Origin of the sequence: Solihabitans fulvus (genome assembly GCF_008386585.1) — a bacterium.
GTDB classification, from domain to species: domain Bacteria; phylum Actinomycetota; class Actinomycetes; order Mycobacteriales; family Pseudonocardiaceae; genus Solihabitans; species Solihabitans fulvus.
Window position 1 is genome coordinate 21,828 of sequence record NZ_VUOB01000041.1, and the last position, 15,718, is coordinate 37,545.

The following is a 15,718-nucleotide window of genomic DNA, read 5'->3' on the forward strand; positions in this document are numbered from 1 at the left end:
CGGGCGGGGGTCAGTCGAGCGGGAGGTTGAGCAGGGCGTTCTCGACCAGCTCCGGCATGGCCGGGTGGATCCAGTACTGCCCCCGCGCCATGCTGCGCGCGTCGAGCCCGAAGCTCATCGCCTGGATCAGCGGCTGGATCACCGTCGACGCCTGCGGGCCGATGATGTGCGCGCCGATCAGCTGCCCGGTCGCCGGGTCGGCCAGCAGCTTCGCGAAGCCCGTGGTGTCCTCCATCGCCCAGCCGTAGGCGATGCCCGCGTACTCCTGCGTCGCCGTCACGTACCGGACGCCCCGCGCCGTCGCCTCCTGCTCGGTCAGCCCGACGGCGGCGACCTGCGGCGAGGAGAACACGGCGTGCGGCACGAACCGGTGGTCGGCCGCGATCGGCTCGTCCGCGTGCAGCAGGTTGTGCTGGACGATCTTGGCCTCGTGGTTGGCCACGTGCTTGAGCTGGTCCTTGGAGCTGATGTCGCCGAGCGCGTAGATCCCGTCGACCACCGTCCGCTGGTACTCGTCCACCACGACCCGGCCGTCGGCGTGCGTGGTCACCCCGGTGGCCGCCAGGCCGAGCAGGTCGCTGTTGGGCACGCGGCCGACCGCGACCAGCAGCTCCTCGCCCTCGACCACCTCGGCGCCGTCCGGCCCCTCCAGGTGCAGCCTGGTCACGCCGTCGACCCGCTCGGCGCGCACGGCCTTGCGGTGCAGTCGCACGTCCCAGCGCTGCGCGGCCAGCTCGGTGAACCGCGCCGACACGTCGGCGTCCTCGCCCCGCAGCAGCGCCCCTGACCTGGCGACCAGCGTGACCCGGACGCCGAAGGCGGAGAACACGTGGGCGAACTCGGTGGCCACGTAACCGCTGCCGAGGATGATCATCCGGTCGGGCAGCTCGGCCAGCCGCATGATCGTGTCGTTGGTGTGGAAGCCGACCTCCGCAAGGTCCGCGACGTCCGGCACGATCGGTCGGCTGCCGGCGGCGAGCACGAACCGGTCGGCGGTGATCGTCTCCTCGCGGCCGTCGGGGTAGGCCACCGTCAGGGTCTTCGGCCCGGTGAACCGGCCCTGGCCCTCGTAGACGGTGATGTTCGGGTTGTCCTCGACGCGGTAGCGCCTGCCGCCCGACGCGATCGGGTCGATGCGGCCGAAGATCCGGTCCCGCACGTCCGGCCAGCGCACCCGGTCAAGGTGCGCGTCGACGCCGAGGCGCGCCCCGGCCGCTGGCGCGGCCGCCAGGTCGGCGGTGTGCACGAACATCTTGGTTGGGATGCAGCCCACGTTGAGGCAGGTGCCGCCGAACACGCCCTTCTCGACGATCGCCACATCCCAGTCGGCGAACCGGTCGTCGGGAATCGAGTTGCCGGAGCCGGTGCCGATGATCACCAGGTCGAAATGCCGCACGTCCCCATCCTGCCTGTCCGTGGTGGTGTGCCCACTCGTGGTGGGTGGTCCCGTCGGTTCAACCCCGCGGGACCCGCCCCGAATTCCCTGCTGTGAGTGGGCTGTCAGTGGGCGTACGTTGGCGCGATGACGGCCCTGGCCAGGGTGTGGAAGGCGAGGTTGAAGCTCACCACGGCCGGGGTCGCGTCCGCGTCCACGCCCAGCGTCTCCACGTCGACGGCGTGCACCACGAAGTAGTAGTTGTGCACCTGGTCACCCTGCGGCGGCGCGGCGCCGCCGTAGGCCCTGGTGCCGTAGTCGCTGCGCACGTGGAAGGCGTTGCCGGGCAGGGTGTCGTCGCTCGCGCCTGCCCCGGCCGGCAGCTCGGTCACCTCGGCGGGGATGTCCACGGCGACCCAGTGCCAGAACCCGGACGGCGTCGGCGCGTCCTTGTCGAAACACGTCACCGCGAAGCTCTTGGTGCCCTCGGGGAAGCCGTGCCAGCTCAGGTGCGGCGAGACGTTGTCGCCGGACATCCCGAAGTCGTTGAACGCGTGCCGGTCCGGCAGCGGAGCGCCGTGCTCGACGTCGTCCGAGGTCACGGTGAACGAGGCGACCGAGGGCAGCAGCGGGTACGGGTCGGGGGTGACGGGTCGGTCGAGGCTCATGGCAGATCCTCCGGTGCGAGTGTCGGTGGATGATCTTTCGCGACAGTCAAGACCCTAGCCGCGCGCCGTGGGCCCTCGGTGTCGTGCCCGTCCCACTTACTCGGACCGCAGGTTGGCGGGCCGGACGGGATGACAGACTGGGGCAACGGCGGCGCCACACAGGCGTCTGTCGGTGGGGGAGCCAAGCGGAGGACGAACAGGTTCGGGCGTGGTCCCGGCGTTCCGAAGGGAAGCACGTGCGGACAAGGGTGACAGCCATGCGACGCGGCTCGGTGCTGCTCGCACTCGCGCTGGCGGCGGGCCTGACCGCCTGCACGAACGAGCCGGTGGCCATGCCGCCCGCGGCGCGGGAACCGGTGCCGTCCTCGTCGACGAGTTCTGCCGCGCCGAGCACGAGCACCCCGGCGCCGACCACGGCGAAGGGGCCGGGCGGCACGACCGTGCCGGTGTTCCAGCAGCCGTATCCGTTCGGCACCGAGCAGGCCAAGGTCCCGCCGATCGTCGACGGCAAGGTCCCGGTGATCAAGCACATCGAGACAACCAAGCCGTACGTGTTCATCACCATCGACGACGGCGTGGTGCGCGACCCGACCGCGCTCGGCCTGATGACCTCGGCCGGGGTGCGGCCGACGCTATTCCTCAACGGCGTGTACGTGAAGGACCACACCGACTACTTCAAGCCGTTGCAGGACCAGGCCGGGGTGAGCGTGGAGAACCACACCACCAGCCACCCTGACCTGCGCGGCAAGCCCTACGAGTTCCAGAAGCACGAGATCTGCGGGAACGCCGACTTCCTCCAGCAGAACTACGGCAAGCGGGCCACCCTGTTCCGGCCGCCGTTCGGCAACTACGACGAGAACACCCGCAAGGCCGCTGCGGACTGCGGGATGAAGGCGCTGGTCATGTGGACCGCAGCGGTGAACGACGGGGTCGTGCAGTTCCAGGCCGGCAAGCAGCTCAAGCCGGGCGACATCGTGCTGATGCACTTCCGCAAGACCTTCGTCGAGGACTTCGAGGCGTTCCTGCACAAGGCGAGGGAGAACGGCCTCACCCCGGTGCCGCTGGTGGACTTCCTCTCCGTCTGACCTGGTGATTCCAGGCCGATCGGGCATCGAACAGGTGTTCGAAAATGTCGGTGCCTGGCCGTAGAATCTGGTGGTAGAAGCCAGGTCCTACGGGGAAGGAGGAGGCTCATGCCTCCTGCGTTCAAGATCGGCCTCGGCACCTTCATCGACTACGTGAACAGCGGTCCGGGACATCAGGCGAACATCGTCGCCAGGCAGCGGCAGATGTACCTCGACCCCGACCGCAAGCCATGGAACTACTACGGCCCGATGGTCCGCGCGATCCGGCGCGCGGCGGCCGATCCCGACCCGGAGTTCGTGCTGGACGCGGCGGCGCGGGCGGTGCAGGACACCTCGAAAGGTCGGCACTTCGCCGAGCTGCGCGACGGCTTCCTGTCCTGGTGGGCGTCCGCGCGGTGCACGGTGGTGAAGGTCGGCTCCACCACGCTGCGCCAACCAGGGGTGGAGATCTCGGTCGCCCCGCAGCTCGGCGTGCGCGAGCAGGACGGCGGCAGGCTCGCGGTCTTCCTGTACCTCAAGGAACCGCCGCTGACCGGGCAGACCGCGAAGATCCCGTTGCGCGTGCTGGAGAACGCGATGGAGGACATCCTGCCGGGGGCCGGCGCGCGGATCCTGGACGTGCGGCGCGGGAAGTTGTTGCGACTACCGGCGAACGCGCCGAGCAGACGGCTCGACGCGGCCATCGCCGGCGGCCTGGCCAGCTACGCCACCATCTGGCAGGCCATCGCCTAGGGAGCCAGGCGCTGCGGTAGTCGCGGACCCTTGCGCAGCGGTCTGCCGCGCCACTTCGGATGGCGCGGCAGGCTGCGCTTGGTCCTGATCGCCTCGACTCACCAGCAGCTCGGCCAGTTCGACGGCGTGCAGACCGATCGTCAGGTCGGGAAGATCAGCGACCTGTACCCGGGCGGTGCTGGCGAACCAGGGCAGCGCGGTCTGACGGATCTGCGCGAGGAAGGCCGCAAGCCGTGCCGACCGGTGTCGGTGGTCGGTGAGGTCGACGGTGCCTTCCTCGACGGTGCCTTTCTCGACGGAGCCTTCCTCGACGGAGCCGACCAGATTTCCCAACGGATGGCGGCAAAGCAGGTCCTGGTCGACGTCACGGTGGAGCGTGAGCCCTGGATTGGCCTGCCGCCAGGCTTTGAGCGCCGTGTCCCGGACGGTGAGTTGTGCGCTGAAACGGACCGAGTGTCCGGTCAGGTTTCCCTTCGCGCTCTGAAGGTGGATCTGCTCCTTGCGGGTGCCGATCCGGCGTTCCAGGGTTTGTCGCGACATGATCCAGCGGAACCCGTCCTCGGCCAGCCGTGCGGCCAACCAGTCACCGGCGGCGCCGATCACGGCCGCAGGCTGGTCACTCTGCCCGAGACGGAACTCCAGCTCCGCCGCGGTTCGCTCGCGCTTGATGGGCACGGCCGAATCATCACATCCAGGTGTGACACTGCCGTGGAAGTCCCCTTGGCGTCCCGCAACTTGGTGTCCCGCAACGCCGACAGGGCGGACGGTCGATGCGACCCTCCGCCCTGTCGGCACGGTTGACGTCCGTGTTCGTCGTGCTGCCTCAAGCGGCGGCTGCCTGGGCAGCTGCCTCAGGCGGCTGCCACCTGGGCGGTGGCGGCCGGTTCGAGGGCCAGCTCCAACACCTCGCGGACGTCGCCGACCAGGTGGATGGTCAGCGCGGTCCGCACCGACTCCGGCACATCGTCCAGGTCGGGCTCGTTGCGCTGCGGCAGCAGCACGGTGGTGAGCCCGGCGCGGTGCGCGGCGAGCAGCTTCTGCTTCACCCCGCCGATGGGCAGCACCCGACCGGTCAGCGACACCTCGCCGGTCATCGCCACCTCGGACCGCACCGGCCGCCCCGACAGCAGCGAGGCCAGCGCCGTGGTCATGGTGACACCGGCGCTCGGGCCGTCCTTGGGCACCGCGCCTGCCGGCACGTGCACGTGCACCCCGCGCTCGGCCAGTTCGCCGACCTCGAAGCCCAGCGCGTTGCCGTGCGACCGCAGGTAGGACAGCGCGATCTGCGCGGACTCCTTCATCACCTCGCCGAGCTGTCCGGTGAGCGTGACCCCGGTGCCGCCGGTGTCCTTCTCCGCCAGCGACGCCTCGACGAACAGCACGTCGCCGCCCGCCCCGGTGACGGCGAGCCCGGTGGACACGCCAGGCACCGCGGTGCGTTCCGCCGACTCCGGCGTGTGCTTGGGCCGCCCGAGGTAGCCGCGCAGCTGGTCGACGCCGACCTGGAGGGGCAGTTCTGCCTGCTCCAGCGCGACCTTTGCGGTGATCTTGCGCAGGATCCGCGCCACGCTGCGCTCCAGCTCGCGCACCCCGGCCTCGCGGGTGTACTCGGCGGCCAGGCTGCGCAGCACCGACTCCTCGATCGCGACGTCCTCGCCGGTCAGCCCCGCGCGCTCCAGCTGCCTCGGCAGCAGGTGGTCCCGCGCGATGGTGACCTTCTCGTCCTCGGTGTAGCCGTCCAGCCGGACCAGCTCCATCCGGTCGAGCAGCGGGGCCGGGATGGACTCCAGCACGTTGGCCGTTGCCAGGAACACCACGTCGGACAGGTCAAGCTCGACCTCGAGGTAGTGGTCCCGGAAGGTGTGGTTCTGTGCGGGGTCGAGGACTTCGAGCAGCGCGGCGGTCGGGTCGCCCCGGTAGTCCGCGCCGATCTTGTCGACCTCGTCGAGCAGCACGACCGGGTTCATCGAGCCCGCTTCGGAGATGGCCCGCACGATCCGGCCGGGCAGCGCGCCGACGTAGGTGCGCCGGTGGCCGCGGATCTCGGCCTCGTCGCGCACGCCGCCGAGCGCCACCCGGACGAACTTGCGCCCCATCGCCTTCGCGACGGACTCGCCGAGCGAGGTCTTGCCGACGCCGGGCGGGCCGACCAGGGCGAGCACCGCGCCGCTGCGCCGGCCGCCGACCACGCCGAGGCCCTGCTCGGCGCGCCTGCGCCGGACGGCCAGGTACTCGACGATGCGGTCCTTGACGTCGTCGAGCCCGGCGTGGTCGGCGTCCAGCACCGCCCGCGCGCTCGCGATGTCGTAGGTCTCCTCGGTGCGCTCGTTCCAGGGCAGTTCGAGCACGGTGTCGAGCCAGGTGCGGATCCAGCCGACCTCGGGCGACTGGTCCGAGGTGCGCTCCAGCTTGTCCACCTCGGCGAGCGCGGCCTTGCTCACGTGCTCGGGCAGGTCGGCGCCCTCGACGCGGGCCCGGTAGTCCTGCTCCTCGGAGGCGGGCTTGCCGTCCAGCTCGGCCAGCTCCTTGCGGATGGCGGTGAGCTGCTGGCGCAGCAGGAACTCCCGCTGCTGCTTCTCCATGCCCTCCTTGACGTCCTTGCGGATCGTCTCGGCGACGTCCAGCTCGGCGAGGTGCTCGCGGCCCCACTCCAGCAGCTTCTCCAGCCGCGCCGTCACGTCGGCGGTCTCCAGCAGCCAGATCTTCTGCTCGTCGGTCAGGTAGGAGGCGTAGCCGGCGAGGTCGGCCAGCGCGGACGGGTCGTCCACCTGCTGCACCGAGTCGACGACCTGCCACGCGCCGCGCTGCTGGAGGATCGTGGTGACCAGGCCGCGGTACTCCCTGGCCAGCTCCTCGGTGTGGTCGTCGACCGTCCCCTCGTCCTGGACGGTGGCCTCCACCCAGAGGGCGGCGCCGGGGCCGGTGGTGCCGGTGCCGATGCGCACCCTGGCGGTGCCGCGCACCACGGCGGCGCGCTCGCCGCCGGAGAGCCTGCCGACCTGCTCGATCACCGCGAGCGTGCCGACCTTCGAGTACTTGCCGTCCAGGCGGGGGACCAGCAGCACCTGCGGCTTGTCGCCACCCCCTGTCTCGGCGGAGGCCGCGGCGGAAGCTGCGTCCACGGCAGCGCGCGTCTCGGCGCTGTCGTCGCCGGACAACCGGATCGGTACCACCATGCCGGGCAGGACGACCGCGTCGTCCAGTGGCAGCACCGGAAGGGCCAACGTCGTGCCCATGTGATCCTCCTACAAGGTTGAGTCTGTCTCGCTCAACCAAGTGGAGCCTGGTGTTGTTTCCGAATCTTGTTCGCTGTGAGCGAGCAGGCCCGCCGGGACGGATTTGTGGCCAGATGTCCGAAGTCGCGAGCTTGTTACGGGCGAAATCGAGGCTGAGTCTTGACCCGGCGCGGCGCAGCGGCGACCTTATTCGTCAATGGACTGACCCTAACCCTTAAGAGTCGGTGGCTCCCCCCACCCCGACCGAAGGAGGCGCGGTGTCCGATCACCAGGCCAAGGACGCCCCACCGTCCGCGACCCCGGACCTGCCCGAGCTGTCCGCTGACGAACGTCGACTGCACCAGCTGGGCTACGCCCAGGAACTCAAGCGATCCATGTCCGCCTTCTCCAACTTCGCGGTGTCCTTCACCATCATCTCGGTGCTCTCGGGCTGCCTGACCCTCTACGGCTACGGCATGACCACCGGCGGGCCCGCGCTGATCACCTGGGGCTGGCCGGTCGTCGGCCTGATGACCCTGCTGGTCGGGCTGGCGATGGCCGAGGTCTGCTCCAGCTTCCCGACCGCGGGCGGCCTCTACTACTGGTCGGCCAAGCTGGCCAGGCGCAACGCGCCAGCGTGGTCCTGGTTCACCGGCTGGTTCAACTTCCTCGGCCAGGTCGCCGTCACGGCCGGCGTCGACTTCGGCGCGGCGTTCTTCCTCAACGCCCTGCTCGACCTCCAGTTCGGGTTCGACGCGAGGCCGTGGCACACCGTGCTGCTGCTCGGGATCATCCTGGTGGCGCACGGCCTGCTGAACACCTTCGGCGTCCGGCTGGTCGCCGTGCTCAGCAGCGTCAGCGTCTGGTGGCACCTGCTCGGCGTGCTGGTGATCGTCGGCGTGCTGGCGATCGTGCCGGCGCACCACCAGTCGGCCGGCTTCGTGTTCGGCCACTTCGTGAACACCACCGGCTGGGGGTCGAGCATCTACGTCGTGCTGCTCGGCCTGCTGCTCGCGCAGTACACCTTCACCGGGTACGACGCCTCCGCGCACATGACCGAGGAGACGCACGACGCGGCGGTCTCCGGCCCGCGCGGCATCGTGCTGTCCATCCTGGTGTCGCTGGTGGCGGGCTGGATCCTGCTGATCGGCATCACCTTCGCCATCCAGAGCTACGACGGCGCGGTCAACAGCGCGACCGGCGTGCCGCCGGCGCAGATCTTCATCGACGCGGTCGGCGCGACCGGCGGAAAGTTGTTGCTGCTCATCGCGATCGGCGCGCAGCTGTTCTGCGGGATGTCCTCGGTGACCGCGAACTCCCGGATGATCTACGCCTTCTCCAGGGACGGTGCGCTGCCCGGCTCGGCGATCTGGCACCGCGTCAACAGCAGGACGCGCACGCCGACCAACGCCGTGTGGCTGGCGGCGGGCGGCGCGTTCGTGCTCGGCCTGCCCTACCTGTGGAACAACACCGCGTACGCGGCGGTGACCTCGATCGCGGTGATCGGGCTCTACATCGCCTACGTCATCCCGACGTTCCTGCGGCTGCGGCAGGGCGCGGACTTCGAGCGCGGGCCGTGGCACCTTGGCAGGTACAGCGGGCTGGTCGGCACGGTGGCGGTGGTCTGGGTCGTGTTCATCACGATCCTGTTCATGCTGCCAACGACGAGCCCGGTGACGTGGGAGCACTTCAACTACACGCCGCTCGCGGTGCTGGTGGTGCTCGGCTTCGCCGGTGTCTGGTGGCTGACCTCGGCGCGTAACTGGTTCACCGGCCCCAAGGTGCAGGGCTCGCCCGAGGAGCTGGCCGCGATCGAGCACGAGTTGGAGTCCCTGGCGTGACCCGGCGTTCCCGGCCCGCGACGATCCGCGTTGTGGGCCGGGAACATCGCGCGCACTAGCATGAGCGGGCACAAGGCGGCAGTGGAGGAACCCAGTGTGAGTCTGGGGCGGTCCCGCCACTGTCACCGGGGAGTCGTTCCCCCTGCGCGCCACTGGGCCACCGCCTGGGAAGGCCGGGACCACGGCGTCGATCCGGGAGCCAGGACACTCCGGCCGCCGTGACACCTCGACCAGGGGCGGAGAACCCCGAGGAGGAACGGCCATGCCAGCACGCGTTCTGCTGCTCTCCACCGCCGACACCGACCTGCTCGCCGCGCGCGACTGCGGCGCGGACTACCGGGTGGCCAACCCCGCGCGGGTCGCCGTCGCGGACCTGCCCGCGCTGCTCAACGGCGTCGATCTCGTGGTGGTGCGGCTGCTCGGCGGCCGCCGAGCCTGGGAGGACGGCCTGACCGCGCTGCTCGCGGCCGGGCTGCCGACGGTGTGCCTCGGCGGCGAGGCGACCCCCGACGCCGAGCTGATGGCCGCGTCGACCGTGCCGGCCGGGGTGGTCGCGCAAGCGCTTGCCTACCTGGTCGACGGCGGCCGGGACAACCTCCGCGAGCTGGCCGGCTTCCTGTCCGACACCGTGCTGCTGACCGGCGAGGGCTTCGCGCCGCCCGCCCGCGCCCCGCTGTACGGCCCGCACGGCTCGCGCGCGTGGGTCGAGGGCAGGCCGACCGTCGGCGTGATCTTCTACCGCGCGCACGAACTGGCCGGCAACACCGCGTTCGTCGACAGCCTCGCCGACGCGATCGAGGCGGCGGGCGGCAACGCGCTGCCGGTGTTCTGCGGCTCGCTGCGGGGACTCGCCGGCGCCGAGGCCGACGGCCTGCGCGCGCTGCTCGGCCGGTGCGACGTGCTGGTCGCCACCGTGCTCGCGGCGGGCGGCGCCGTCGCGGCCGAGGCGAGCGCGGGTGGCGACGAGGACGCCTGGGACGCTGGCGCCCTTGCCGCGCTGGACATCCCGGTCGTGCAGGGCCTGTGCCTGACCACCTCGCGGCAGACCTGGGTGGAGTCCACCGCGGCGCTCTCGCCGATGGACGCGGCGATGCAGGTCGCCATCCCGGAGTTCGACGGCAGGCTGATCAGCGTGCCGTTCTCCTTCAAGGAGGCCGGCCCGGACGGCATCCCGGTGTACCTGGCCGACCCGGAGCGCGCGGCCAGGGTCGCCGGCATCGCGGTGTCCCTCGCGCGGCTGCGCCACCTCGCCAACGGCGACAAGAAGCTCGCGATCGTGCTGTCCTCCTATCCCACCAAGCACTCCCGCGTCGGCAACGCGGTCGGCCTCGACACGCCGGCCTCCGCCGTGGTGCTGCTGCGCGCGATGGCCGAGGCCGGCTATCGGCTCGGCGACCTCGACCTGTCCACTGTGGACGGTGACACGCTGATCCACCAGCTGATCGCGGCGGGCGGCCACGACGTGGAGTGGCTGACCGAGGAGCAGATGGGTCAGGCCGCGATCCGGGTGCCCACCGCCCGCTACCTGGAGTGGTTCGGCCGGCTGCCCGAGCCGCTGCGCGCCTCGATGACCGAGCACTGGGGGGCGCCGCCCGGCGAGCTGTACGTCGAGGATGGCCAGCTCTACGTCGCCGCGCTGCGCTTCGGCAACGTCGTGCTGATGATCCAGCCGCCGCGCGGGTTCGGCGAGAACCCGGTGGCCATCTACCACGACCCCGATCTGCCGCCCAGCCACCAGTACCTGGCGGGCTACCGGTGGCTGGCCGAGGAGTTCGGCGCGCACGCGGTCATCCACCTCGGCAAGCACGGCACGCTGGAGTGGTTGCCGGGCAAGGGACTCGGGCTCGCGGCGGACTGCGCGCCGGACGCGGTGCTCAGCGACCTGCCGTTCGTGTACCCGTTCATCGTCAACGACCCCGGCGAGGGCACCCAGGCCAAGCGGCGCGGGCACGCCGTCGTCGTCGACCACATGATCCCGCCGATGGCGCGCGCCGACACCTACGGCGAGATGGCCAAGCTGGAGCAGCTGCTCGACGAGTACGCCACCGTGCAGGCGCTTGACCCGGACAAGGTGCCCACCCTGCGCGCGCAGATCTGGACGCTGATCCAGGCCGCTCAGCTGCACCACGACCTGCACCAGGACGAGCAGCCCGACGCCGCCGACTTCGACGACTTCGTGCTGCACGTGGACGGCTACCTGTGCGAGGTCAAGGACGTGCAGATCCGCGACGGGCTGCACATCCTCGGCCGCGCGCCGGACGGCGAGGAGCTGGTCAACGACGTGCTCGCGGTGCTGCGGGCGCGGCAGGTCTTCGGCGGCACGGTCGGCGCGCTGCCCGGCCTGCGCGCGGCGATGGCGAGCCATTTCGGGCTGGACGAACAGGATCTGCTCGCCGACCCCGGCGCGTCGGTGGTCGCGCCAGAGTCGTTGACGGGGCTGGTTGACGGGCCCGCGCGCACCGCCTCGGACGTGGTCGACCTGCTGGAGTCGTTGGCGCGCAAGCTGGTGCTCGGCACGAACACGCTCGGCTGGGACGCCGAGAAGGCCGGCCTGGTCGCTGCCGAGGTGCTCGGCGAGGCCGTGCCGGACGTGGTCGCCGTGCTGCGCTTCGCCTGCGTCGAGCTGGTGCCGAGGCTGGCCCGCACCACCGACGAGGTGCGCAACGTGCTGCACGCGCTGGACGGCGGGTTCGTGCCGCCCGGCCCGTCCGGCTCGCCGACTCGCGGCCTGGTGTCGGTGCTGCCGACCGGCCGCAACTTCTACTCGGTCGACCCGAAGGCCATCCCGTCGCGCAACTCCTTCGACGTCGGCTCGGCGCTGGCCGACTCGCTGATCGTGCGGCACCGGGAGGACACCGGGCAGTGGCCAAGCAGCGTCGGGCTCACGGTCTGGGGCACCTCGGCCATGCGGACGCAGGGCGACGACATCGCGGAACTGTTGTGGCTGCTGGGTTGTCGGCCGGTGTGGGACGAGGCGTCCCGGCGGGTCACGGGCTTCGAGGCGGTGCCGGTCGCCGAGCTCGGCCGGCCGAGGATCGACGTGGTGGTCCGGATCTCCGGCTTCTTCCGGGACGCCTTCCCGCACGTGGTGACGCTGCTGGACGAGGCGATCGACACGGTGGCGCGGCTGGACGAGCCGGACGAGGACAACTTCGTCGCCGCGCACTACCGGGCCGACCTCGCCGCGCACGGCGACGAGCGCAGGGCGAGCACCCGCATCTTCGGCTCCAAGCCCGGTGCGTACGGCGCCGGGCTGCTGCCGCTGATCGACGCGCGGAACTGGCGCGACGACAAGGACCTCGCCGAGGTGTACGCGACCTGGGGCGGCTACGCGTACGGCAGGGGACTGGACGGCAGACAGGCCCGTGCCGACATGGAGACGGCGTTCCGGCGCATCCAGGTCGCGGCGAAGAACGTGGACACCCGCGAGCACGACATCGCCGACTCCGACGACTACTTCCAGTACCACGGCGGCATGGTCGCGATGGTGCGCTCGCTGACCGGTGCGAGCCCGGCCGCCTACGTCGGCGACTCTGCGGTGCCCCACGCGGTGAAGACGCGCACGCTCGGCGAGGAGACGCGCAGGGTGTTCCGGGCCAGGGTGGTCAACCCGCGCTGGATCGCGGCGATGCAGCGGCACGGCTACAAGGGCGCGTTCGAGCTGGCCGCGACTGTCGACTACCTGTTCGGCTTCGACGCGACGGCCGGGGTCGTCGACGACTGGATGTACGCCAAGCTGGCCGAGTCCTACGTGTTCGACGCGCAGGTGCAGGAGTTCATGCGCAAGTCCAACCCGTGGGCGCTGCGGGGCGTGACCGAGCGCCTGCTCGAGGCCGCCGACCGCGGGCTGTGGGCGGAGCCGGACGCCGAGGTGCTCGACCAGTTGCGCGCGGTCTACCTGGAGCTGGAGGGCCAGCTAGAGGACTAGAGCGACCTCGCGGCAAGTGGGTGACATCGAGGCGGGCACGGAGCGCAGTATTTGCGGCTCACGTGCCCGCTTTGGTGTCTTTGAACTCACCCATTCAGGTGGTCAAATTATCAATTGATAACGCAGCGTCGCGACGGGTCGACAGGGGAGGCAACCGGCGACCGCACGCCGGCTAGGCGAAAGCGAGGAGCCGTGATCCGACCACCGCAAGCACCGCCGTCGCCGCGTCCCACCCTGGTCTGGCCGCCGTCCACCGTCCGCGCGCAGCCGCCAGCGCCCGCGCGGGAGCCCGGCCACCGGCGGCCGAGGACGCTGTGGCCGTGGGCGATCCCGGCGGCCGCGCTCGTCGTCGTCACCGCGATGGCCGTCGGCCGCGCCGACGACCCCGCGACCCCCTCGGCCCCGCCGGGCGCCGGCCCGGCCGCGAACCTGGCACCAGGTCCCGGCCCCGGCGCCGCGCCGCCCTCGGTGTACCAAGGCAACGGCTACGGCGTGCTCACCCTCGACCGCCCGCCCGGCCAGCAGATCCTCCGGTTCGAATGCCAGACCTGCACCGGCAGCACCCAACTGCGCGCCGACAACTCCGACACCCCGTTGGTGGAAAGCGTCGGCCCGTACAGCGGGCGCCGATGGATCGAGGCGGGCGCGAGCAGGCTCACCGTGCGCGCGGCCGGCGAGTGGACGCTCACGGTCGGTGGGGTCGACCTGGCCACGCCGACCGACGGACCCGCCTCCGGCACCGGCGACGCCGTGCTGTTGCTGCGCGGGCGATCCACTCGGGCCGAGGTCACCAACCGGGGCAGGAACCGGTTCCTGGTGCACCAACTGCACCGGGGCGACACCACGCCGACCACGCTGGTCGACCGGATCGGCTCGTACGCCGGCACCGTGCCGCTGGCCGGCCCCGCGCTCGTGCAGATCACCTCGTCCGGCGACTGGACCCTCACCCCGCAGTGACCTGTTGGGTCAGGCGCTGCGGCGGGGGACCACGAGGCCGGTCTCGTAGGCGAGCACCACGGCCTGCGCCCTGCTGCACAGGCCGAGCTTGGTCATCGTCCTGTTCAGGTGCGTCTTCACGGTCGCCTCGCTGACCACCAGCTGCTCGGCGATCTCCGCGTTGGACATGCCCCTGCCGACCAGGCGAAGCACCTCGACCTCGCGGGCGGTCAGCGAGTCGAGCGGCATCGGCGGGACCACGCCGGGATCCGGCCGCCGCGCGTACGCCTCGACCAGCCTGCGGGTGACGCTCGGCGCGAACAGCATCTCCCCGGCCGCGATGGTGTGCACGGCGTCCAGCAGCCGTTCCGGCGGAGTGTCCTTGAGCAGGAACCCGGACGCGCCCGCGCGCAGCGCCGCGTACACGTACTCGTCCAGGTCGAAGGTCGTCAGGATGAGCACCCTCGGCCGATTCTCGTCCGCGCTGCCGAGGATCCGCTCGGTGGCGGTGACCCCGCTGATACCGGGCATCCGGATGTCCATCAGGATCACGTCCGGCCGGCTGCTGGCGGCCTTCGCGATCGCCTCCTCGCCGTTGGCCGCCTCGCCGACCACCTCCAGCCCGGGCGCCGCGCGGAGCAGTGCGGCGAAGCCAGCCCGCACCAGGACCTGGTCGTCAACAACAAGCACACCGGTCACCGGATCCCCCTTCCAGCGGCTACCGAACCTCCGTCGCCGGAGTCGTGGTCGGCAGCATGAGCACCACGTCGAACCCGCCATCGGGTCGCGGCCCGGCGATCAGGGTCCCACCGTAGAGCCTGGCGCGTTCCCGCATGCCGATCACGCCCTGCCCGGAGCCCTTTCCATCCGGTTTCGAGCCAGCGCCAGCGCCGTCGTCGCGGATCCGGACGACCAGCTCGTGCGCGTGGTAGTGCAGCGTCACGGTCACGCTCGCCGCGTCGGTGTGCTTCAGGACGTTGGTCAGCGACTCCTGGATCACGCGGTACGCGCACAGGTCGAGGCCCGGCGCGAGGCTTCGCTCGGCCCCAGCGGTCACCAGCTCGACCGGCATGCCTGCGCCCCGCATCCGGTCGAGCAGGTCCCCGAGCTGACTCAGCCCGGGGGTCGGGTCGTAGCTGGTCGCGCCCTGCTCGTCCGGCTCCCGCTCCAGCCGCAGCACGGCCAGCAGCCTGCGCATCTCGTCCAGCGCCTCGCGCCCGGTGTCCGCGATGGTGCCGAGCGCGGCGCTCGCGGTGGCCGGGTCGGATTCGAACACGTAGCGCGCCAGGCCGGCCTGCACCGAGATGACCGACATGTGGTGCGCGACAACGTCGTGCAGCTCGCGGGCGATCCGGACGCGCTCGTCGGTGACCGCCCGCCGCGCCTTGTCCTCCTGCTCGTGCCGGAGCTGCTCGGACAGCTCGGCAAGGCGTCTGCCGCGTTCGGTCAGCCGCCGCGCGCCGTCGCCGATCGCCACGATGACGGCGTACCACACCAGGTTCTGGGCGACGATGTCCCACGGCGAGTTGGAGTACGGCCAGGTGATCAGCGCGGCGTGCAGGATCACCGGCAGCACGAGCGCGAGGGAGACGGCCACCATCCGGTAGCTCCGCATCGACGCGACCGTGAAGACCGCGAGCTGCACCCCGAGCGCGTTCACCACGGGCCAGTAGCCGGCCAGCTGGTAGGTGGCCGCGGCGGTCACGGCGACCAACAGCACCGTCATCGGGGCGAGCCTGCGCAGCGCGAGCGGCAGGTTCGCCGCGCCGCTCAGCGCGACGCCGAGCAGGTCGAAATGGCGCCAGCCAACGGGGTTCGCGCCCATCGCCTGCTTCACCGTGAGCACGGTCATCACCAGCGCGAGCACCGTGTCCGCGAGCTGCGGATGCAGCCGAACAGCCCGTCTGACCAGCGGCACCATGACCTGCACCCGGCAAC

11 protein-coding genes and 1 riboswitch are annotated in these 15,718 nt (G+C 71.2%); of the genes, 5 read left to right on the forward strand and 6 right to left on the reverse strand.

Going from position 1 to position 15,718, the window contains the following annotated elements:
• Positions 1-10 precede the first annotated feature (10 nt).
• Positions 11-1,396, reverse strand: a complete 1,386-nt coding sequence (locus F0L68_RS22015; protein WP_149851535.1) for a mycothione reductase — start codon at positions 1,394-1,396, stop codon at positions 11-13.
• Between the two features lie 104 nt (positions 1,397-1,500).
• The gene (locus F0L68_RS22020; protein ID WP_149851536.1) at positions 1,501-2,043 is read right to left on the reverse strand and encodes a YbhB/YbcL family Raf kinase inhibitor-like protein; all 543 of its coding nucleotides are present in this window, start codon (positions 2,041-2,043) and stop codon (positions 1,501-1,503) included.
• 257 nt (positions 2,044-2,300) lie between these two features.
• Here F0L68_RS22020 and F0L68_RS22025 point away from each other — a divergent pair, with 257 nt between their 5' ends.
• A complete protein-coding gene (locus F0L68_RS22025; protein ID WP_149851537.1) occupies positions 2,301-3,128 on the forward strand; it encodes a polysaccharide deacetylase family protein in 828 nt (275 codons plus the stop codon).
• Between the two features lie 108 nt (positions 3,129-3,236).
• Positions 3,237-3,860 (forward strand): hypothetical protein, encoded by a 624-nt coding sequence (locus F0L68_RS22030; RefSeq protein WP_149851538.1) that lies wholly within the window; start codon positions 3,237-3,239, stop codon positions 3,858-3,860.
• Here the strand turns inward: F0L68_RS22030 and F0L68_RS22035 are convergent.
• Together F0L68_RS22035 and lon are read right to left on the reverse strand one after the other, a co-directional pair.
• Positions 3,771-4,535, reverse strand: a complete 765-nt coding sequence (locus F0L68_RS22035; protein WP_149851539.1) for a hypothetical protein — start codon at positions 4,533-4,535, stop codon at positions 3,771-3,773. The two genes, F0L68_RS22030 and F0L68_RS22035, sit on opposite strands and share 90 nt — an antisense overlap.
• 176 nt (positions 4,536-4,711) lie before the next feature.
• Positions 4,712-7,096 carry an endopeptidase La gene (gene lon, locus F0L68_RS22040; RefSeq protein ID WP_149851540.1) on the reverse strand — a complete coding sequence of 795 codons (2,385 nt, stop codon included), beginning with the start codon at positions 7,094-7,096 and terminating at the stop codon, positions 4,712-4,714.
• A gap of 374 nt (positions 7,097-7,470) precedes the next feature.
• On the opposite strand from lon, the gene F0L68_RS22045 reads away from it, so the two are divergent.
• The 3 genes from F0L68_RS22045 to F0L68_RS22055 all read left to right on the forward strand — a co-directional run bounded on the left by F0L68_RS22045 (position 7,471) and on the right by F0L68_RS22055 (position 13,801).
• Positions 7,471-8,916: an amino acid permease gene (locus F0L68_RS22045; RefSeq protein WP_149851900.1), complete on the forward strand. Its 1,446-nt coding sequence runs from the start codon at positions 7,471-7,473 to the stop codon at positions 8,914-8,916.
• 84 nt (positions 8,917-9,000) lie between these two features.
• Positions 9,001-9,126: riboswitch (cobalamin riboswitch) on the forward strand.
• A 52-nt stretch (positions 9,127-9,178) separates the two neighbouring features.
• Positions 9,179-12,844, forward strand: a complete 3,666-nt coding sequence (gene cobN / locus F0L68_RS22050) for a cobaltochelatase subunit CobN (protein WP_149851541.1) — start codon at positions 9,179-9,181, stop codon at positions 12,842-12,844.
• Between the two features lie 192 nt (positions 12,845-13,036).
• On the forward strand, positions 13,037-13,801 hold the full coding sequence (locus F0L68_RS22055; RefSeq protein ID WP_149851542.1) for a hypothetical protein: 765 nt from the start codon (positions 13,037-13,039) through the stop codon (positions 13,799-13,801).
• Positions 13,802-13,810: 9 nt separating this feature from the next.
• Here the strand turns inward: F0L68_RS22055 and F0L68_RS22060 are convergent, their stop codons facing one another.
• Positions 13,811-14,479, reverse strand: coding sequence for a response regulator (locus F0L68_RS22060; RefSeq protein ID WP_223199025.1), 669 nt, complete (start codon positions 14,477-14,479; stop codon positions 13,811-13,813).
• A gap of 19 nt (positions 14,480-14,498) precedes the next feature.
• Positions 14,499-15,701 (reverse strand): sensor histidine kinase, encoded by a 1,203-nt coding sequence (locus tag F0L68_RS22065; protein ID WP_223199069.1) that lies wholly within the window; start codon positions 15,699-15,701, stop codon positions 14,499-14,501.
• Between the last annotated feature and the right edge of the window lie 17 nt (positions 15,702-15,718).